Source organism: Paraburkholderia fungorum, from assembly GCF_003610895.1.
Classification (GTDB): domain Bacteria; phylum Pseudomonadota; class Gammaproteobacteria; order Burkholderiales; family Burkholderiaceae; genus Paraburkholderia; species Paraburkholderia fungorum_B.
The window spans coordinates 96,396-116,393 of the sequence record NZ_MCAS01000018.1 but is presented as its reverse complement, the minus strand read 5'-3'; the positions used below and the strand labels follow the sequence as shown (position 1 = coordinate 116,393).

Genomic DNA, 19,998 nt, shown 5'->3' with positions numbered 1-19,998 from the left:
GAGGATTCCTTGAGCGCGAAGCCAACGTTAAGCAAACCCATTGGTTCAGGAGAGGCCTCGTCGCCTGCCGTCGTTTTTCGACGCTTGTGGCCTTATATCAAGCCGCTGATGTGGGTGGTGGTCGGCGCGATCATCGCCATGGCCGTGAGCGCCAGCACTGACGCGGCCATTCCCGCATTGCTCAAACCGCTGCTGGACAAGGGCTTCGGCGCGCATGCCAACGACAACGCCAGGTGGTTCGTGCCGTTGGCGGTCATCGGTCTTGCACTGGTGCGCGGCGTGTCGCAATACGCGTCCGGCTATCTGCTCGCTTACGTGTCGAACAAGATCCTGCTCGAACTTCGCCTGAAGATGTTCGATCGCATGATCCACACGAGCGTGGCGTTCTTCCAGCGCGAAACCGCGAGCACGGTGATCAACGCGATCGTCTTCGAGGTGAACCAGATTCTCAACGTGCTGTTGAGCGTGATGGTTACGCTGGTGCGCGACTCGCTGACGGTCATCTTCCTGCTCGGCTATCTGTTTTACCTGAACTGGCGCCTGACGCTGATCGTCGCGGTGCTGCTGCCGGGGATCGGCTGGCTGGTCGGCAAGATCAACCGTCGTTTGCGGCGCCTGAATCGCGAGCATCAGCTGTTGACCAACGAACTGTCGTACATCGTCGAAGAGACGGTGGGTGGCTACAAGGTCGTCAAGGTGCACAACGGCGAGCAGTACGAGATGGACCGCTTCACCGCAATGAGCAAGCGGTTGCGTGGTTATGCCATGCGCATGACCGTCTCCGGCGGCCTTGCGCAACCGTTGACACAGTTCCTGGCGTCAATCGCGCTCGCCGTGGTGATTACGATCGCGGTGGTACAGTCGTCGTCGGATCAGACCACCGTCGGCGGTTTTGTGGCGTTCGTCACGTCGATGCTGCTGATCATCTCGCCGCTGAAGCACCTGATGGACGTGAATCAGCCGCTGCAACGCGGCATGACGGCGTGTGAACTGATTTTCGGCCTGATCGACGAGCCGTCGGAACCGGAAGGCGGCGGCAAGTCGCTCGAACGTGCCCGCGGCGAAGTGGAATTCCGCGACGTATCGTTCAGTTATGGCAGCAATGCCACGCACAGCCGCCACACGCTCGACCAGGTGTCCTTCAAGGTGGCGCCGGGCGAAATGGTCGCGCTGGCAGGCCCGTCGGGCAGCGGCAAGACCACGCTGGTGAATTTGCTGCCGCGCTTCTTCGATCCGACCGGTGGCGAAATTCTGGTCGACGGTGTCGCGCTGCCGGAATACGGCCTGCACGCGCTGCGCAGCCAGATCGCGATGGTGAGCCAGGACGTGGTGCTGTTTAACGACACGGTGGCCAACAACGTCGCTTACGGGCAGACGGCCGATCCGGACAAGGTCAAGGCGGCGCTGCGCGCGGCGAACCTGTGGGATACCGTCGAGGCGATGCCCAACGGCATCGATACCCTCGTCGGCGACAACGGCATGATGCTCTCGGGCGGTCAACGCCAGCGTTTGGCGATCGCGCGTGCGATCTATAAGGACGCACCGATCCTGATCCTCGACGAAGCCACCTCGGCGCTCGATTCCGAGTCCGAACGCCACGTGCAGGCGGCGCTGGAAACCTTGATGAAGGGGCGCACCACGCTCGTGATCGCGCATCGTTTGTCGACCATCGAACGCGCCGACCGGATTCTGGTCATGGAAGCAGGGCGCATTGTCGAGCGCGGCAGCCATCGGGAACTGCTGACGCAGGGCGGCCTCTACGCGCATCTGCATCGCATCCAGTTCCAGCAGGACGCAGCCTGACCCATGGCATGCGTGCGGGTGCCGCAGGCCATGCGCCCGCGGCACCGCTCACCGCCTCAAGCGGCGAACGTCCGTTTGGCTGCCTTGGCCAACTGAGCTTCGATTGCGGTCATGAGGTCGGCCGGCGCGACGTCGTCCACGTCGCCGGGGCTCTGAATGCCGATCGAATGGCATTGTTCGGTCAGGCGCAGATAGGGCGGCTCGCGGTCGGAAAACAGCGAGACGCTCGGCGTGGGCGTGGAGTGCGCGACGTGCATCAAGCCACCGTCTGCACCCACAAAGAGACTTGCATTTGCGACCATTTCGCGCGATTGCAGCAACGTCAGCTTGCCGACGCATGACGTGATCTTCAGCTTGCTGAATGGTCGGTTTAACAATTCATCGGCCATCGCGAGCCCGTTGTCCGAGCCCAGCAGAACCACCTGCGTCGGCATGTTCCGGTCGTCCGAGCGATCGATAAGTTCGAGCAACGCCCCCCAATGCCGGTAGGTGCGATTCTCATCGAGCCCGCCCACCGCGAGTGCCAGAAACCGGCCGTTGGGCAGGAACGGGCGAACCGAATCCTGAGTGTGCGGCTTCGTTGCCAGATACGGCTTGCTGATCGAAACGATTTCCGCGTCGCTGTAGCCGAGCGAGAAGACGTGGTTGATCGCCGCATGGCTGAAGGTGGTCTGATTGCGGTCCGGACCGTAGAAGTACTGGAACAGGCACGCGTAGGGCAGCGTGCTGAAGTGCTTCGTCTTCAGCCTGATTGACGGCAGGTTGTACTCCGACATCAGGATCGCATCGTAGCGACGCTCGGAAAGATCCTGTAAGTCGGAAAAAACGTTCCGGAAGATATCGTCCTCTTCGAACAGCTTGTGCAGATTCGGCAAGGTGAAAAGATCGATTTCAACGTCCGTGCCCTTCAGCAGCGCCCGCCCGGACATGTCCATCGTCGCGTCGCCAAAATTGCGCTTGCCGGTATATATCCACAGCCAGCGTTTCACGCCGACGGTGCTTTTGAGTTGCAACCGCGTCTGCCCGTGCCATCTGAGCAGCAGATGTTTGTGCAAATACTTCTTCACGATGCTTGCCCGCGAAGCCTTGCGCAGAAACACGTCGGGTTCATGCGCGACGCCCGCATAGGGAATGCGGGTGGAGCGGTCGACGGCCGTATCCACGGCTCTTTGCACGGCGGCGGGTGCGCTGCGATAGAGCGCGCGCATTAGTCGTTTCATTGTTTGGCTGCCAGGGGGAAATTCTGGGTCTCTGCCGGCGTGGTGTTGCGGTGCACCAGGGCCGGCCACCCGCTGCGGCGGGGCGTGGCCCGCGTGTGGCCAGTATGGTACCAGCAGACGCTTACATGCTTTCGAGCAGCTTCCGGCGCGAGTCTTAACGCGTCGAGGCGCGAGCGCCATTGTCCGTGGCGGGGGTACCGGCGCCGCCGCATTAATCAGATAAGGACGGGAACCCGGTACAATACAGCAGCCTCCAAACCCGGTCGCGCGCGGCAATTGTCGCGGCGGGCGGTTAAATTCATCAGACATGTCGACGCCCGCAAATAAATCTTCCCTGAGCGTCCACTCACGAAGCCTGCTACCAGCGTTATTTCTGCTTACGTACCCGTCGGCCACCTTGCTGATACACGGTGCTGGCAGCGCGTTGTCGATCGCGGCCGTGGTTGTTTCGCTTGCCTTGCTGGCCCTGCCGAAAGCCTGGACCGGCCTGCAGCCGTTTCAGTGGGACAGCACCGATCTGGTGCTGTGTGTCGCCATGGCGAGTCCGGTGCTTGTCGTGCTGCTTGGCGGCGTATGGCACGGCAAAGTCGTCGCCAACGAGTTCGATTCGCCTTCCCGTTTCTTTGCCACCGTGCCGGTATTCCTCGTGTTGCGGCGTGCTTTGCCGAGCACCCTTGCATGGGCCGATCTGTCGTTCGCGTTTGCCGGTCTCGCGTCGCTCGGCGTGCTGTTGATTGCGCCACGCGACTGGGGACTCGGCCGGCTCAGCAACCAGTTCCTGAACCCGATTCACTTCGGCGATATCGCGCTGGCGATGGGGGCGCTGTCCATCCTCTCGCTGAACTGGTGGCGCAAGGACCGGCTGCTCGTGCGCGCCATCAAGGTGGCAGGCCTTTTTGCGGGCTTGTCCGCCTCGCTGATCACCGGCTCGCGTGGCGGCTGGGTGGCGATCCCGGTGGTGGCCGCGATGACTCTTTACTTGCGCAGCCGCGGCAAGTCGCGCAAATGGAAGGTGCTGCTGCCGCTTGCGATCGTCGCGATTCTGGCCGGTGTGTACGTGTTTTCGCCGACTGCTCGCGACCGCGTCGGCGATCTTTCGTCAGACGCGGTGCAATACACGCATGGCAACAAGGACACGTCGCTGGGCATCCGTTTGCAGCTTTACGAGGCAGCGGGGCGCATCGTCGCGAGCCATCCGCTGCTCGGGCTCGGCGCCGACGGCTTTCGCAACAGCATGCAGTCGTTTGCCGATTCGGGGCTGCTCACGCCTTCTGCTGCGCAGTTTGGCCGGGGCGAAGCTCACAACCAGATACTCGCGTACATGACCGATTACGGCATCATCGGCGGACTTGCCGTGCTGGCCATCTATGTCGTGCCGGGCGTGCTCTTCTGGCGGCGGCTTGCCGCGCCGACCGACCCGGCTCGCCGGGCCGCGCTGATGGGGCTGACGTTTGTCGTATCTTTCTGGATTTTCGGTCTGACGGTCGAAACGTTCGATCTGAAGATAACCGTATCTTTCTATGCCACTGTGATCGCGATCCTGGCGGCTGCCTCCGCGTATGCGGACAGGAACGGCGGCGCTCACTCCGGCAGGCAGGCGGACCGTGTCGCCGTGCGCGCGCAGCGCACTCCCACTCAATGAGAATCGTCATCCCCTCATGTTCAGTATCCTGATCCCGAGCTGGAACAACCTGCCGTACCTGAAACTGTGCATCGACAGCATCCGCCGTCATTCGGCGTTCGATCACGAGATCATCGTGCATGTGAACGACGGCAGCGACGGCACGCTGGAATGGGTCCGCTCGGAAGGGATCCAGCACACGTGGAGCACGGGCAACGTCGGCGTCTGTCTCGCATTGAACGATGTGGCGCGGCTCGCCACGCGCGACTGGATCCTGTTCCTGAACGACGATATGTTCTGCACGCCGGGCTGGGATCTCGCCTTCGATACGAGCTTGCGCGGGCTTGGCCATTCGTGCGCGTATCTGTCCTCGACGCTGATCGAGCCGACCGACACCGGTAATGTAAACGTGACCGCTGCCGACTTCGGCACCGGCCCCGAAAACTTCGACGAAGCGGGCCTGCTCGCCTACACCGCCGGCATGAAGTCGGCCGATCGCGACGGCGTCGCCTTGCAGCCGATGCTGGTGAGCCGCCAGTTGTGGCATGCAGTGGGTGGCTACAGCATCGAGTTCGGCCCCGGCATGAGCAGCGACGACGACTTCCTGATGAAGCTGTGGCTCGTCGGTTGCCGGGTGTTCCGCTCGGTGGGCGCGAGCCGCATCTATCATTTCGGCTGCAAATCCACCGGCCGCATCCGCCGCAATCGTGGTGGCCGCGAGTTTCTGATGAAGTGGGGCATTTTGCAGCGCGACTTCAATCGCGACTACATCCGGCGGACGGCTTCGGCCGAGGCGGGTTCTCTGCCGAATATTCCGCGCGCGCCGTTCAAAAGCCGCTTCAAGCGGGTACTCTATGCGCTCGGCCGTTATCCGTTCGAGGATCTGGAAGGCTGGGAGCCGGACTTGCCCGCGAAGCTGACGTTCATGAAGCCGTTCGGCGGCAAGAGGGATAACTAGGCTGAAAAGCCCGCCGCGTATCACAACCCGCGGCAACCGATCCGCGCAGCCGTTGACAGGCGCGAACGGCTCGCGCGGACAATCACCACGGAAAAACGTATTCGATGTTCTCAATCATCATCCCGACCTGGAACAATCTGCCCTACCTGCGGCTCGTGATCGAAAGCCTGCGGCGTCATTCCACGCATACGCATCAGATCATCGTGCACGTGAACGACGGTTCGGACGGCACACTGGCCTGGGTGCGCGAAGAGGGTATCGAACACACGGCATCGCCCGGTAACATCGGCATCTGCCACGCGGTCAACATCGCGGCGGCGCGCGCCACGCAGGACTATATCGTCTACATGAACGACGACATGTACTGCTGCCCCGGCTGGGACGACGCGCTCGCGAAGCGTCTCGCGCAGATGCCGGCCGACAATCTGTTCATGTTGTCCGGCACGATGGTCGAACCGGTCGACTCCGGCAATCCATGCGTTGTCGTGCAGAACTTTGGCCGCGACGTGGAAAACTTCCGCGCCGACGAGCTGGTGGCCGCAACGCCGAAACTCGTGCGCGCCGACTGGCGTGGCGCCACGTGGCCGCCCACGCTCGTGCATCGCGACTGGTGGTACAAGCTCGGCGGCTATAGCAGCGAACTGAGCCCCGGCATGAGCAGCGACAACGACTTTTCGATGAAACTATGGGACGCCGGTTGCCGCGTGTTCCTCGGCGTTGGTGACAGTCTGGTTTATCACTTCCAGCAGAAGAGCACCGGCAAGGTCGTCAAGAACGATGGGCGCCGTCAGTTCCTGAACAAATGGGGCATGACGCAGGCTACCTTCGATCGTTATTTTCTGCGCCGCGGCACGGCGGTGGAAGGTGCGCAGGCGGTCGGCGAACCCGAGCAGACCAGCCGCTTGCGGCGCGCCCTGCTCAAGTCGCGCATCAAGCGTGCGTTCAGCTGAAGCGGGCGCGCTACACGCCGCCTGTCACCAGCGGCAACACCGTTAAATCCGGGTGTGTGCCGTCGACGATGCTGCGCCCTACATGGATGCCTTCGTAGAGCGCATCTTCGACGCTGGCGAAGCTTTCTTCGCCGTCCGCATGGAACGGCACCGAATGTCCGGGAATGGCCGGATCGGCGCCAGGATGGCACACGTAACCGACATACGTGCAGCGGCTATCGGGCCTGGCTGAAGGCTTCGACTCGTCGGGCGGGTTCTTCAGAAACGGTGCTACGTGAATTTCGAAACCCTCGTACTCCACGATCCGCCAGGGTGCGGTTTCATCGGCCATGGCCGCCTCCGTCTATGTCACGCGCCTCCTGAAAAGTCTAGGTGATTTGAACGCAAAGCGAAAACCACGTTTGCGCTGACCCTATTCCGGCACGGGGCGTGCAGGGTACGTGTCTGACCACGCCATCCTCGCCGCGTCAGATAGAATGACGCGCTTTGCCCGTACAAGACCTCGCCCATGTGGTTCAAAAACCTTCAGCTGCACCGTCTCCCCGCTCCGTGGTCCGTCACCCCCGAACAAATCGAGAAATGGCTTGCGCCGTGCGCGTTCGCGCCCGGCAACAGCGTCGAGATGCAAAGCCACGGCTGGGCGTCGCCGCGCGACAACGACGCGCTGGTGTACTCGCTCAATGGCCAGATGCTGCTGGTGTTTCGCGCCGAAAAGAAACTGTTGCCGGCTTCGGTCGTCACGCAGGTAACCAAGGCGCGCGCGCTCGAACTTGAAGAGCAACAAGGCTTCAAACCCGGCCGCAAGCAGATGCGCGAACTCAAGGAACAGGTGACCGATGAACTGCTGCCGCGCGCCTTCAGCATTCGCCGCGACACGCGTGTGTGGATCGATACCCGGAACGGTTGGCTCGTGATCGATGCGGGCTCGCAGGCGGTTGCCGACGAAGTGCGTGGCCTGCTGGTGAAGTCGATCGATCAATTGCCGCTCGGTACCGTGCGCGTCACGCAGTCGCCGGTTGCGGCAATGACCGAGTGGTTGCTCTCCGGTGAAGGTCCCGCAGGCTTCACGCTCGACCAGGACACCGAATTGCGCTCGCCGGCGGAAGGTAATGCAACGGTGCGCTACGTTGGACATACTTTGGACGCCGAAGATATGCGTCGTCATATCGAGGCCGGCAAACAATGCATGCGGCTTGCGATGACGTGGAAAGATCGTGTGTCGTTCGTGCTGACGCCAACGCTCACGATCAAGCGTATCGCACCGCTCGACGTTCTCAAGGAAGCGAGCGACCCGACCGCGCAGAACGACGACGAACGCTTCGATTCCGACTTCACGCTGATGACCGCCGAACTCGACCGCATGCTGTGTGATCTGCTCGACGCGTTGGGCAGCGAGCAGGGCGAGGCGATGCCGCAAGCCGCGGCGGCCTGAGCCACGTCGTGCTGCGTGAGGTTCGCTAGCAGGGATCTCGCTGCGGGCAAGCGGCGCCGGCGCTTGATGCAACTCGCGCATTCGCTTGGTGGCGCCGGGTGGCAGCGTCGCCGCATGCGGACCATCGCCATAGTGGGACCGGCAACGTCATCACCCTGAATATGGGTAAGATTAGGACCAGAAAGACGCATCGATCACGGAGAGTTGGCGATGGTTCGACTGGTTATGATCCTGCTGGGTGTCGATTATCTGCGCACGCGCTGGCGCTCGCTGCAGTTGGTCGGCTGGGTGAGCCTGGTGCTCGGCGTGGTCGTTTTCATCGACGCACTCGATAGCGCGCTCTATTTTCCGATCACGCCGTTCGCTGTATTGCTGCTGCTCGAAGGGCTCGCCACGCTGGCCGTCGCCTGGACCGGCATGGGCGGGCAACGCACGCTGCGCTATGTAAAGGGCTTCGCATTCTGCTTTGCGGCGGCGCTGATTCTCGTTGGTCATCATCACGGCAACTTCATTCTGTCGATGATCTTCGGCACGCTCTTTCTGGCCGACGGTCTGCTGCAGATCGTCTCCGCGAGGGTCGTGCGCTATCGCACGTGGCGGCTCGCGATGATCGGCGGGGGCGTTGAAATCGCACTGGCGGTTTTCTTCTATCAACCGTATCCGACGCACTATGTGGGCACCGTGCCGTACTGTCTCGGCCTTGGCCTGATATTCGGCGGCTGGAACATGATTTTGCTGAGTACGCGTGTGCGGCGTCTCGCGTCGAATCCCGCGGTTGCTTCGGACGATGCAACGGCTGATGCAGCCAATTCCGCCGCGAGTGCGCTCGCTCCCGGCCGGCGGGGCGCGGTTGAGTGGGACGGCCCGCCCAGCGCAGATGAAGACGCGCTGACCGTGCACGTGTGGACGCCGGTGGGCTCGTCCAAAGGCGGGGCGCGGCGGCAGTTGATCGTCGATCGTTACATCGCGGCGGTGGATCGTAACGGTGTGATTTCGACCGGACACGCCGCGCTCGAATCGCCTGAGGGCATCTATATCAGCTTGTATCCGGGTGTCGAGATCGATCGTTCACCCGACGATTTCGCGCGGCTTCTGCGCGCGACGCGAGAGAACGACGTGCCCGGTTTATTCCAGCCCGACTATCCGACCGAATCGAAAGCATGGTGCCCGTCGACGGTTCAGGTGCGCATACGCAACTACGATCCGGTGCGGCTGCGCCGTTTCTGGGACACCTATCGTCAGGACGCGACCTACAACCTGACGCACCGCAATTGTTCAAGCAGCGTTTCGCGTGCGCTGGAAGCGGCGATCGAAGGTGCGTCGGCACGCGTGTGGGGGAGCGCGGGGGGCTGGCGGCCATTCTTGCGCGTGATTGCAACGCCGGAATTGTGGGTGGCCGCGCAATTGCGAAAACGCGCCGCGACGATGGCGTGGACGCCCGGTCTCACGCTCGACTATGCACGTGCGCTTAGCATGCTCGCCGACCCGCGTCCGTCGGGCTGGGTGAAGATGGCGCGCCTCGCTGTTCAGAGAATGGTGCGTTCGCGTCAGCAATGGCGCGAAGAAGCGCGTGGCGCAGCGGCTTCACTGGATGCCGGCCGCGAGCATGCGGCGGGCGCGGTGCGTGATTGATATGCTTGACGCCCGCGGGCGGCAGAGAGAATTCGGTGGTGAGATGTGGTTACAGTCGCGATAGGACCACCACTCAACGACAACCACTGCACGACACAGACAGGCGCCTTGCTTGCCCAAGTTCGATATGGCGGGAAAAACAGCAGGCGTATCAAGAGCTTGCCGGTTTTGCCGGATAGTTATGCACAGATTTGCGAACAGATTCTGTTGATAACTTCCGTACACGCGGCCACCGTCGCCAAATGAGTCATTTCAACCAATATGGCGGGTGTATGCTGAACCCGGCAGCATTCCACCACGCCCAACCCAAGTCGTGGCTCATTCAGGATCAAACCGCGGCGGGTGCCTGGCGCTTGCCGAGGCAGCGGGTTTTATCAGCGTGAACGTGATGCTCAGGACGAACCCAATTGCATCCACCGGCCAGTCGGATGACTGAGCCACAGCGCTTCACGGTGCGTCACGTCAGCGTCTACCGCTACTCGGAACCCGTTCGGTTCGGCGAACACCGGATGATGTTCCGCCCGCGCGCCAGCCACGACTTGCGCCTCGTCACGAATCAACTGGTGATTACGCCGACGCCGTCCCGGCTGCACTGGCTGCACGACGTGTTCGACAACTCGGTGGCGGTGGCGAGTTTCGCGGGCAAGGCGAGTGAATTGCGCTTCGATAGCGAAGCGACGCTCGAACACCTCGAAACGCCCATGCCCGACTATGCACTCGAACCGTATGCGATGAGCTGGCCGTTCGCGTACACCAACGAGGAAGCGTCCGATCTCGTGAACGCGCGCAGCCGCCAGTATCCGGACAACGAGGTGGACGAGTGGGCGCGCCGCTTCATTCCCGTGCAGGGCAGCAAGAGCGGCACTGGCGGCACGATGGCGTTACTGCGCGCGATGACGCTCGAGATAAAAAGCACGTTTTTCTATGTGCGCCGTACGGAAAAGGGGGTGAACCGCCCCGGTGACACCTTGCGCAACCGTAGCGGCAGTTGCCGCGATTTTGCGGTGCTGATGATGGACGCGGTGCGCTCGCTCGGTCTCGCGGCGCGCTTTGTCAGTGGTTATCTGTTCGTGCCCGAGCATGACGCGACGCAGGGCGGCGGTGCGACGCATGCGTGGCTGCAGATTTATTTGCCCGGGGCCGGCTGGGTCGATTTCGATCCGACCAATAGCATCGTTGGCAATCGCCATCTGATTCGGGTGGCGGTGGCATGGAACTACTACCAGGCACTGCCGTTGTGGGGCACATGGCATGGCGCGTCGCACTCGTTTCGCGGCCTGCAGGTCGATGTGAGCGTGACGAAAGCGAGTGACGGGCAAGCCGCAGGGTGAATGGGTTTGTACAGATCGAGCGTGTTAGCTGAGGGTGTCAACTCGGGTTGCTCACCGGACGCGTCCATTGAACGTATCAACTGGAAGAGGGCGCCGTAATGAAATTGCGCGTTGGCTACGAGCTGGTCTATGAGTGCGTGCAACCGACGCCGATGATGCTGATGTTGAACACGCACTATTCGCACGCGAAGGACGTGCTGAGTGCGGATCTGCTGGCGGTCGATCCGCCGGTGCCGATCAGTCAGTATCGCGACGGCTTCGGCAATTTGTGCAGCCGCATCGTCGCGCCGCAGGGACGGCTTGCGTTGTCGACGAGCGCGGTGCTCGAGGTGTCGTCGGAGCCGGAACGGCGGCCGCCGTTGACTGAGCAGCATGCGGTGGAGGTGTTGCCTGATGATTCGCTGGTGTTTCTGCTGGGCAGCCGCTATTGCGAAACTGATCTGTTATCCGAATTTGCCTGGCAGACGTTCGGCAAGCTGCCGCTCGGGCGTGGGCGCGTGGATGCGATTTGCAACTACGTGCACGAGCACATCGTGTTTGGCTACGATTTCGCACGCTCGACCAAGACCGCGTGGCAGGCCTGGCAGGAGCGTAAGGGGGTATGCCGGGATTTCGCGCATCTTGCGGTGACGTTGTGCCGGGCGATGAATATACCGGCGCGATATTGCACGGGGTATATCAGCGACGTCGGTACGCAACCGCCATACTCGACGATGGATTTTGCTGCCTGGTTCGAGGCGTATGTCGGTGGGTGCTGGCAGACCTTCGATCCGCGGAATAATGTGCCCCGTACGGGGCGGGTTTTGATGGCGCGGGGGAGGGATGCCGCGGATGTTGCTATCAGTAATGCGTTTGGGCCTACGGAGTTGGTGAGGTTTGATGTTGTTTGTGAGAGGATTTAGTGCGGGGCTTGTTCTGGATTTTTCTTTGGCCTTTCCTTGATTTCTTATTGGTTTATTAGTGTTGCCCCTGTGCGGGGCGGCACTTACTTTCTTTGCCGCCGCAAAGAAAGATAAGCAAAGAAAGCGGCTTCACACCGCCAGCGTATAAGCGGGTCCCCCGCGCAGCCACGGTAGTGGTGCATCTGGAATCTGTGCCCCCGCACATTCGGCGCTCGTGACAAGGGCGTCATACTTCCGGCGGCGCTGCGCGCGCCGAACGGTGCTTCATGAAACCAGTTGTAGGGTTTTGTTCTCGTGTTTCTTTTCGCTTAGTGTCTTCGTTTGTATCGACTCATTTACTCTGGTTGCTCGTGGGCCTTTCAAACGAGCCGTGTTTTTTGTGGTTTTCAGGTCTGTCCGCGGTTTTATTCCCCAAGCGCTAGCGGGCGCCTGCGCCGCGATAGCGCGGCGCCGATCGATACCGCCGCGCCGATGCAGCCCATCGCCGCTGAAAGAGCCACGATCAACAAGCCGGTTTGGGCCCGCGCCGAAAACACGCCGACCAGCAAACCGGCGAGCGGTTGCGTCATGTTGTTCAGCAGGATTACTACGCCGGTCGTCTTGCCGTAGTCTTCGGGTGGGATGATTTTCTGCCGCGCGCTGCGGATGTAGACGTTGAACATCTTGTCGAAGCCCACGATCAGCAGAAAACCGAGCGCGTAGCCCCACGGTGCCGCGCTCGCGCCGGCGATCACGCCGCCCGCACAGATTGAGATGAAGGCGACGAGACCAAGCATGCGCGCGGGCCAGGCGTTACGCGCGATCGTCAAAAGAATCAGCACCGTGGCGACGGCGCCGGCCGTTTGCAGGCCAGCATAGTAGCGGTTCGATTGCGCGTGAAAGCCGGTCACCATCGCGGCGGAAGTCGCAAGGGTCACGCCGATCACCAGATTTTCGGCGGCGGCGAGCAGCACGACTTTTTTCAGGCCAGGCAGCACCAGCACATGGCGCAGCGCGATGCGCAGCGGCATCGTCCAATGACCGGGTTCAGCCGGATGCGGAGCGCTGGCGCGGAAACCGCTGGTGCGCTCCCACAGCAGCAGCGTCGCATCGGCCAGTAAAAACAGCGCGCCGGTTGCGCCGACCACCCACTCCCAGCGCCACAAGCCGAGCAGCAGCGCGGCCAGCATCGGACCCAGTACGAAGCCCAGTTGATCGGCCAACTGCGAGTAGGCGAGTACCCGCTGAAACTGCTGCGTGCTGAAAATTTGCGGCAGCATCACTTCGCGTGCAACCAGCCCCTGGCTCGTGAGCACACCGCACAACGCGGACAAAGCGATCAGCCAGCCGATGCCGCCAAACAGCACATACGCCAGCACGCCGCCGAAACACACCAGCGCGCGCACGGTCTGACTGACCCGCATCAGCCGCAGCGGCGAGACGCGGTCGCATAACGCACCGAAGAAGGGAAAGACCAGGTAGCGCGGCAGCGTTTCGATAAAAAACGCGAGCCCTGACCACGATACCTGGTGTGTCGTCTGAAATACGACGAGCGGCACGAGAAACAGCAGCACCTGATCGGCGAGACGCGCGACAAACAGCGAGCAGAAGAAAGCCTGATGGTTGACGCGCACCGTTCATGTCCCGCCGTTTATGGGTCGAGACCGATCCTATCAAAGATTGCGCCGATCGCGCCGATAAGCCCAATCGAGCTACACGATGCCGATCGTGGGTAAGGCGCGGCCTGGTTTTAGCCGCACTCCATACCCTGCATATTTTTCTGAATTTCTTCCGGGCTCAGGTCGCGCTTGTGTGTGGCAAGCGACCAACTGTGGCCGAACGGATCCTTCAACTGGCAGTAGCGGTCGCCCCAGAACATGTCGGCAAGCGGCATGGCGACGGTCGCGCCCGCATCGACGGCCTGCTTGAAACTGGCGTCGACATCTTCGACGTAGTGATGAATCGTAACCGGTGTGCCTTTCAGCGAGTTCGGGCCCAGCGCGTTGTGGTCAGGCCATTCGTCGGTCAGCATCAGCATGGAGTCGCCGATTTTCAGACAGGCGTGCATCACCTTGCCGCCGGGCCCGGGCAGGCGGAATTGCTCGACGGCGTTGAAAGCCTTGGCGTAGAACGCGATCGCGTCCGCGGCATTGGCGCAGATCAGATACGGGGTCAGCGAGTGCATCCCGTCCGGGATCGGTTTGACAGCGGGGCTGGACATGACGGCGACTCCTTGAAGTAACAGGTTCGTGAATTGAAAGACCGGCTGCGTGAGCCAGGTCTTCAACGTTATGACGTGTGAGCCGCCTTCGAATCGACACTCCGGGAAAAATATTTTTGGCCATGCTCGTGCAGCACGTCGACGCCGTGCAGGTTCGACCGGCCCGGATGTCTCTTTGCCGCGCTATTTCAACCGGCCGGATTGTCGTCGTCAGCCGGTGCGGCGGGCGTGGACGGCGCCGCAGCACCGCCCGGCGCGCCGAGAATGCTGATCTGGAACGTCGGGGTGGCCGCGAGCGACTGCAAGGTCGCGTCTTCCGGGATGTGTTCGAGCAGCGGCAGGATCACCGAGCCGCCGATCACCGCGCGCCGGCTATTGTCGGCTGGACGTAAGCCCCATACGTCCTGATAGACCACCGGCACCGTGACGCCGTTGCGAGTTGTGTTGCCGATGTAGAGCATCACGTGGCCGCCGATGTAGATCAGCGTGCGCAACGCTTCGCCGTGCTCGGCGAGGTAGTCGAGCCGTTGCGCAGGTGTCGACGCGGACAGATCGATCATGCGTCCCGCGCTCATTTGGGTCGACGAATGGCGTGGCAGCCACACGCCGAAGGTCGCGAAGATGCTCTGCAGTTCCGACGAACAATCGTTATAGAGGCCGCTATTGCCCCACCCGTAGGGCCGGCCGATCAACGTTTTCATCAGCATTGCCAGATGCCGCGGGGTGGCGGCGAGCGGCATGGGAGCGATTTGCGCGTCGTTCAGTTGAGCGGTGCGGATGATCGCCTGGCCGTCCACGTCGCGCACCGGAACCAGCAGTTTGCGGGAGGCTGGCACATCGGCGGTTGCGCTGGCCGCCTCGTCAGGTTGGGTTGCGGGCCGCGTGGCGTTGCCGGGGACGAGTGGCAGCAGGGTGCCGGCGGGCGCGTCGAAGCGGAACACGCCGTGGCTGTCGCGCACCGGCGCCGATGCGACCGTCACGGCGCCAAGCGACTTCGCGGCGGCGGCGCGCCACGTGTCGACGAAGGTGTCGTCGCTCAGCGCGACACCGTCGCTGCGCACCCAGCCTTGCACGTCGGGCGTCTGCACGTAGCGCCACGCACCGTCGGCGCTGGTGCCCAGCACATACAGCGGCGTGCCGGGGCGCACCGCCGAGATCTGCAGGTTGTCGAACGGATAGCCCTCGCCGGCCAGGTGCCGGTCGTAGAACGATGGGTCCATGGTCGGCAGCTCGCGCACCATCAGGTTGCCGGTGGCGATCGCGCGGCGTTCGGGTGTGTAGGCGGCCTTCTGCGTGAACTGTTCGACCGCCATGTTCTGCGCGATCGCGTCGATCCACGCCTTGTCGTGCGGGCGGAAATTTTCGCCGTAACCAAGCGCCGCGCCGCTCTTGCCCGTGTTGTCGAATTTATCGATGCGGCGCTGCTGCAACGCAACAATGTCCGCGCCCTGCTGACGATAGACGCGCATCGCCACGTAGGCGGAATTCCACGGCGACGGCGCGCTCGTGCCGGTGCCGAAATAGCGCGCGTAGAGGGCCATGAAGTGCGCGTGCTGATCCGCGGCGCTCAGGAACGGCTGGTCGTAGCCGGGGCTGTCCGGGTCAAGCCAGTGGTCGACGTTCTGGTCGTAATTGGCGATCGGGAACAACGCGATCGTGTCGACGTTCGCGTGGGCGTCGCGCGCCGGCGATGGATTGCTGCAGGCTGTGAAAGTCGCGGCGGCGGTAAGCGCCACGCATAAGGTTGCAGCACGGCGGAGGTCCGGCAACCGGGCGGCGAGGTGTTCGGTAAAACGCGCGGTAAAACACACGGCAAAACGCGCGGCAAAGCGGGCGGCAGCGCGGGGCAGGACGGCGACAGGCATAAGGTTCGACAGTGAGAGGTCCAAGGGCACGATGATACGGTGTCGCACGACGGGCCAGACGGAGGATGCCTGTGTTTTCACAGCGTTATGAGTGTATTTATACAACCCTTATGTGGTTTCATTGGGGTTCGAATCGTCAATCGCGGCTGTGCGACATCGCACTTCAGGCACTAACAGCCACTCGGGCTGAGCGTTTCGTCACATCGGATCTATCGCCTCGAAGCGTCTTCTACGAGGCTCATCAACCAGGAGAACAACATGCAAACCAGCGCACGCAATCAATTCGCCGGCGAAGTCGCCGAAGTCAAACACGGCGCGGTGAACGACGAAGTCACGTTGCGCACCCAGGACGGTCTCGAGATCGTCGCGATCATCACGCACGGCAGCGCGACCTCGCTCGGCCTCGCCGCCGGCAAGAAGGCGTTTGCCCTCGTCAAGGCGTCGTCGGTGATCGTGATGGTCGACGTGACGAAGAGCCAGGTGTCGGCGCGCAACTGCATCGCCGGTACGGTGTCGGCGGTCACCAAGGGCGCTGTGAATTCGGAAGTGACGATCAGCGCGGGCGGTGCGCAGATCGCTGCGATCATCACCAATGAAAGCGTCGATCGCCTTGGCCTCGCGAGCGGCAAAGCGGCGACGGCGATTTTCAAGGCATCGAGCGTGATCGTCGGCGTCGAATAAGGCTTCACGTTTGATTTGTCTACGGCGCTATTGTCCGGATAGCGCCGTCAGAACGCGCGTAGTGGCGCACGCAGCGCGCGCCGAAAGAGGGCGGTATGCCGAACGTGGCGCACCGTGAAGGAAACAGCGGCTTGCTTTACACTGCACGCCTTGCCGTTCCTCTTTCCGCTCTCATCACGGACGCCGTCATGTTCGAAATCTCCTCCGCCTCGCATCTGCCCAAAGCCGCGCAATACGAAGAACTGGTCGCCCAGGCGCGCGCGCTGCTTGCCGGCGAATCCGACTGGATCGCCAACGCCGCGAACTTTTCCGCGTTCGTTTTCCATTCCCTCAGCGATCTGAACTGGGCGGGCTTTTACTTCCATGACGGCCGCGAACTGGTGGTCGGGCCGTTCCAGGGCAAGCCCGCTTGCGTACGTATCGCGCTTGGCAAGGGCGTGTGCGGCACGGCAGCGCAAACGCGTCAGACGCAAGTGGTGCGCGATGTGCATGAGTTCCCCGGCCATATCGCCTGCGATTCGGCATCGCAATCGGAAATCGTCGTGCCGCTGGTCGCACCGGACGGCACGTTGATCGGCGTGTGGGATGTCGACAGCCCGGTTGTCGCGCGCTTCGACGCCGAAGACGCGAAGGGCATGGAAGCGTTGTGCGCAGTGTTCATCGAAGCCGCGCTGCCACGCGCGTCGTAGGCGTTTCAGCAGGCGCCGATCCAGCGATACGACGCCACCCTATGCTTTTTCGTACATAGACTAGATGCACTTCCGGGGATGGGTCGGCGGACCTCATCCCGCTATCGTTCTCTCCACGCGCTCAAGACGCCCCGCAGGAAATCTCCCCGGGGACAGACCATAAGCGCGAAGAACCCCCACAGGTTTTGGAGACATGTATGAGTTCCGCCATCGCCACTGCTAGCACCGCGCCGCTGACATTTCAGCGTTCCCCCGCTTTACCCCGTCACTGCACTTTCGATAGCCACGACTGGGAGATTCTCAGCCGCTACTGGCATCCGGTGGCGTTCGCCGCCGACGTGACCGACAAACCCGTCAGCGTGACGCTGCTCGACGAACCGCTGGTCGTGTTCCGTTCTAACGGACAACTGGTGAGCGCGCGCGATATCTGTCCGCATCGTGGCGCGCCGCTCAGCCAGGGGTGGGTCGATAACGGCAATATCGTGTGTCCGTATCACGGTCTCGCGTACGGCGGCGACGGCAAGTGCAAGCACATTCCGTCGCAAACGGACGGCCCGATTCCCGAGCGTCTGCACCTCGTCACGTATGCGACGCAGGAAGCCTACGGTCTCGTGTGGGTCTCGCTGGGTGGCGGCACCGAAGCGTTGCCCGCGTTTCCCCACTGGAATGACCCCGACTTCCAGCAGATCCTGCCGCCCTCGATCGACATCAACGCCTCGGCGGGACGTCAGACCGAAGGCTTTATCGACGTCGCGCATTTCGCGTGGATTCACCACGACAGTTTCGCCGACCGGCACAACCCGGTGGTGCCGCAGTACTCGGTTGAGCGGCGCGAACGCGGCATGCATGCGGAGTACGTGAGCACGGTCAGCAACTTCCCGAAGTCGATGCAGCATCGCGCGCCGGAGGGCTATCTGTGGCACCGCTTCTTCGACGTGGACGTGCCGTTTTTTGCGCGCCTGACCGTTCATTTCCCTGAAAACGGCCGCCTGTCGATCCTGAATGCCGCGAGCCCGGTGTCCGCGCGCAAGACACGTCTGTTCGTGCCGATCGTGCGTAACTTCGATAAGGATTTGCCGCTCGAAGACGTCTACGCATTCAATCGTCAGGTGTTCGAAGAAGATCGCGCGATTGTCGAACAGCAGCGCCCGGAAGATCTGCCGATCGACCGCGCGGCGGAAGCGCCGATTCTTGCCGACCGTTCGTCGGGCGCCTACCGTCGGGCTCTGGCCGAAATCGGTCTCGGCCAGAACTATGTGCGCTAGTTCGCGGCGTGATTCGGGAATCGGGATGCGTGATTCGGGAGAGAAGCCATGAAAGTATGGGAATGCGTGATCTGCGGCTTTCGCTATGACGAAGCATTGGGTTTGCCGGAGGCGGGCATTGCACCAGGCACGCGCTGGGAAGACGTGCCGGACGACTGGTTGTGCCCCGACTGCGCGACCGGCAAACACGACTTTGAAATGCAGGTGATCGCATGACGGCCGCTCAGCAGAATGACAAGGGACTGCCGGTGGTGATCGTCGGCACGGGCATGGCGGGCTATACGGTTGCGCGCGAGTTGCGCAAGCTCGACAGCACCGTGCCGATCGTGATGATCAGCCGCGACGACGGCAGCTTCTATTCGAAGCCCATGTTGTCGAATGCACTGGCGATGAAGAAAGAGCCGCAAGCGCTGGCGAGTTTCGACGCCATCGCGATGGCGTCGCAGCTGGGCGCGTGGATTCGCGTGCATCAGCATGTCGAGCGCATTTTGCCGGCCGAGCACACGCTGATTGCCGACAACGCGTTGCTCGGCTACAGCAAGCTGGTGCTTGCCACGGGCGCGGACCCGCGCCGCCTGAAGGTGGCGGGTGACGGTGCGGCTGACGTGATGTCGATCAACGATCTCGGCGACTATGCGCGCTTCAGGCTGGCGCTCACGCGTTGCCGTTCGGTGGCGATTCTGGGCGCGGGGCTGATCGGCTGCGAGTTCGCCAACGATCTGGCCGCTGCCGGTTATGCGGTCAGCCTGATCGATCCTGCCTCGACACCGCTGGCTCGTTTGCTTCCGCAAGACGTGGGCGAGATATTCGCCCGCGCGCTGGACGATGGCGGCATCCGTTTTCATGCTGGCCGCAGCGTGAATCGTATCGACCGCCTGGCCGATGGCTATCGGTTGACGTTCGACGAAGGCGCGCCGATCGACGCGGATCTGGTCGTGTCGGCGATCGGCCTTGCGCCGCGCACGGCGCTTGCCGCGGCAGCGGGCCTTGAAATCGATCAGGGCATTCGAACCGATGCGTGGTGCCGGACCAGCGCGCCGGATATCTACGCGCTCGGCGACTGTGCCGCGATCGACGGCAAGGTGCAGCCGTATGTCCTGCCGATCATGCATGCAGCGCGAGCGCTCGCGCGCACGCTGGCCGGGCAGCCCACGCGCGTCGCTTTCCCGGTGATGCCGATTACCGTGAAGACGCCGGCGAGTCCCGCTGTCGTCGTGACGCCCGAGGGCGAGGGCGCATGGTCGATTGAAACCACCAGCGGCGCGGCGAAGCATGCGGCGCGCGCAGTATGCCGGCATGCCGCCAGCGACCGTCCGGTGGGATTCGCCCTGCTGGGTGCGGCAATCGAAGGCAAAGCCGCGTTGATCAAGGCCATGACAGAGGGGCCATTGGCGGCTAGCTAACCCATAACAATCTTCCGTCTGACCGACCTCACTTTGTGATCGCTCG

At 62.4% G+C, this 19,998-nt stretch carries 18 protein-coding genes; 13 read left to right on the top strand and 5 right to left on the bottom strand.

The genetic code is table 11. The features are described 5' to 3' along the window. Positions 1–9: 9 nt before the first annotated feature. Positions 10–1,803, top strand: coding sequence for a lipid A export permease/ATP-binding protein MsbA (gene msbA, locus BCY88_RS18905; RefSeq protein WP_120345735.1), 1,794 nt, complete (start codon positions 10–12; stop codon positions 1,801–1,803). A 56-nt stretch (positions 1,804–1,859) separates the two neighbouring features. Here the strand turns inward: msbA and BCY88_RS18900 are convergent, their stop codons facing one another. Then, a complete protein-coding gene (locus BCY88_RS18900; protein ID WP_259461446.1) occupies positions 1,860–3,023 on the bottom strand; it encodes a glycosyltransferase family 9 protein in 1,164 nt (387 codons plus the stop codon). Between the two features lie 424 nt (positions 3,024–3,447). Between BCY88_RS18900 and BCY88_RS18895 the strand changes: the two genes are divergently transcribed. The 3 genes from BCY88_RS18895 to BCY88_RS18885 all read left to right on the top strand — a co-directional run bounded on the left by BCY88_RS18895 (position 3,448) and on the right by BCY88_RS18885 (position 6,552). Then, positions 3,448–4,665: an O-antigen ligase family protein gene (locus BCY88_RS18895; RefSeq protein WP_259461445.1), complete on the top strand. Its 1,218-nt coding sequence runs from the start codon at positions 3,448–3,450 to the stop codon at positions 4,663–4,665. Between the two features lie 16 nt (positions 4,666–4,681). Next, the gene (locus BCY88_RS18890; protein WP_120345732.1) at positions 4,682–5,602 is read left to right on the top strand and encodes a glycosyltransferase family 2 protein; all 921 of its coding nucleotides are present in this window, start codon (positions 4,682–4,684) and stop codon (positions 5,600–5,602) included. A 104-nt stretch (positions 5,603–5,706) separates the two neighbouring features. Beyond that, complete coding sequence (locus BCY88_RS18885; RefSeq protein WP_120345731.1) at positions 5,707–6,552, top strand: glycosyltransferase family 2 protein; 846 nt, start codon at positions 5,707–5,709, stop codon at positions 6,550–6,552. A 10-nt stretch (positions 6,553–6,562) separates the two neighbouring features. Here BCY88_RS18885 and BCY88_RS18880 read toward each other — a convergent pair whose 3' ends face one another. Continuing rightward, on the bottom strand, positions 6,563–6,883 hold the full coding sequence (locus BCY88_RS18880; protein ID WP_120345730.1) for a hypothetical protein: 321 nt from the start codon (positions 6,881–6,883) through the stop codon (positions 6,563–6,565). A 177-nt stretch (positions 6,884–7,060) separates the two neighbouring features. Between BCY88_RS18880 and BCY88_RS18875 the strand changes: the two genes are divergently transcribed. From BCY88_RS18875 to BCY88_RS18860, 4 genes are all read left to right on the top strand, one after another. Continuing rightward, entirely contained in the window at positions 7,061–7,984 is a 924-nt protein-coding gene (locus BCY88_RS18875; protein ID WP_120345729.1) for a recombination-associated protein RdgC, read from the top strand. 210 nt (positions 7,985–8,194) lie between these two features. Next, positions 8,195–9,616, top strand: coding sequence for an HdeD family acid-resistance protein (locus BCY88_RS18870; RefSeq protein WP_120345728.1), 1,422 nt, complete (start codon positions 8,195–8,197; stop codon positions 9,614–9,616). 428 nt (positions 9,617–10,044) lie between these two features. Further along, the gene (locus tag BCY88_RS18865; RefSeq protein ID WP_120345727.1) at positions 10,045–10,947 is read left to right on the top strand and encodes a transglutaminase family protein; all 903 of its coding nucleotides are present in this window, start codon (positions 10,045–10,047) and stop codon (positions 10,945–10,947) included. 98 nt (positions 10,948–11,045) lie between these two features. Further along, on the top strand, positions 11,046–11,849 hold the full coding sequence (locus tag BCY88_RS18860) for a transglutaminase-like domain-containing protein (RefSeq protein ID WP_120345726.1): 804 nt from the start codon (positions 11,046–11,048) through the stop codon (positions 11,847–11,849). A gap of 404 nt (positions 11,850–12,253) precedes the next feature. Here the strand turns inward: BCY88_RS18860 and BCY88_RS18855 are convergent, their stop codons facing one another. From BCY88_RS18855 to BCY88_RS18845, 3 genes are all read right to left on the bottom strand, one after another. Then, the gene (locus tag BCY88_RS18855) at positions 12,254–13,462 is read right to left on the bottom strand and encodes an MFS transporter (protein WP_120345725.1); all 1,209 of its coding nucleotides are present in this window, start codon (positions 13,460–13,462) and stop codon (positions 12,254–12,256) included. 116 nt (positions 13,463–13,578) lie between these two features. Next, positions 13,579–14,049: a VOC family protein gene (locus BCY88_RS18850; protein ID WP_120345745.1), complete on the bottom strand. Its 471-nt coding sequence runs from the start codon at positions 14,047–14,049 to the stop codon at positions 13,579–13,581. 188 nt (positions 14,050–14,237) lie between these two features. Next, complete coding sequence (locus tag BCY88_RS18845) at positions 14,238–15,914, bottom strand: SH3 domain-containing C40 family peptidase (protein WP_120345724.1); 1,677 nt, start codon at positions 15,912–15,914, stop codon at positions 14,238–14,240. Positions 15,915–16,172: 258 nt separating this feature from the next. Here BCY88_RS18845 and BCY88_RS18840 point away from each other — a divergent pair, with 258 nt between their 5' ends. The 5 genes from BCY88_RS18840 to BCY88_RS18820 all read left to right on the top strand — a co-directional run bounded on the left by BCY88_RS18840 (position 16,173) and on the right by BCY88_RS18820 (position 19,952). Next, complete coding sequence (locus tag BCY88_RS18840; protein ID WP_120345723.1) at positions 16,173–16,595, top strand: TOBE domain-containing protein; 423 nt, start codon at positions 16,173–16,175, stop codon at positions 16,593–16,595. Between the two features lie 188 nt (positions 16,596–16,783). Then, positions 16,784–17,284, top strand: coding sequence for a GAF domain-containing protein (locus tag BCY88_RS18835; RefSeq protein WP_120345744.1), 501 nt, complete (start codon positions 16,784–16,786; stop codon positions 17,282–17,284). A 197-nt stretch (positions 17,285–17,481) separates the two neighbouring features. Beyond that, on the top strand, positions 17,482–18,549 hold the full coding sequence (locus tag BCY88_RS18830) for an aromatic ring-hydroxylating oxygenase subunit alpha (RefSeq protein WP_120345722.1): 1,068 nt from the start codon (positions 17,482–17,484) through the stop codon (positions 18,547–18,549). Positions 18,550–18,597: 48 nt separating this feature from the next. After that, complete coding sequence (locus BCY88_RS18825) at positions 18,598–18,765, top strand: rubredoxin (RefSeq protein WP_093639504.1); 168 nt, start codon at positions 18,598–18,600, stop codon at positions 18,763–18,765. Further along, entirely contained in the window at positions 18,762–19,952 is a 1,191-nt protein-coding gene (locus BCY88_RS18820) for an NAD(P)/FAD-dependent oxidoreductase (protein WP_120345721.1), read from the top strand. Before BCY88_RS18825 ends, BCY88_RS18820 begins: the two co-directional genes overlap by 4 nt. Positions 19,953–19,998: the final 46 nt, after the last annotated feature.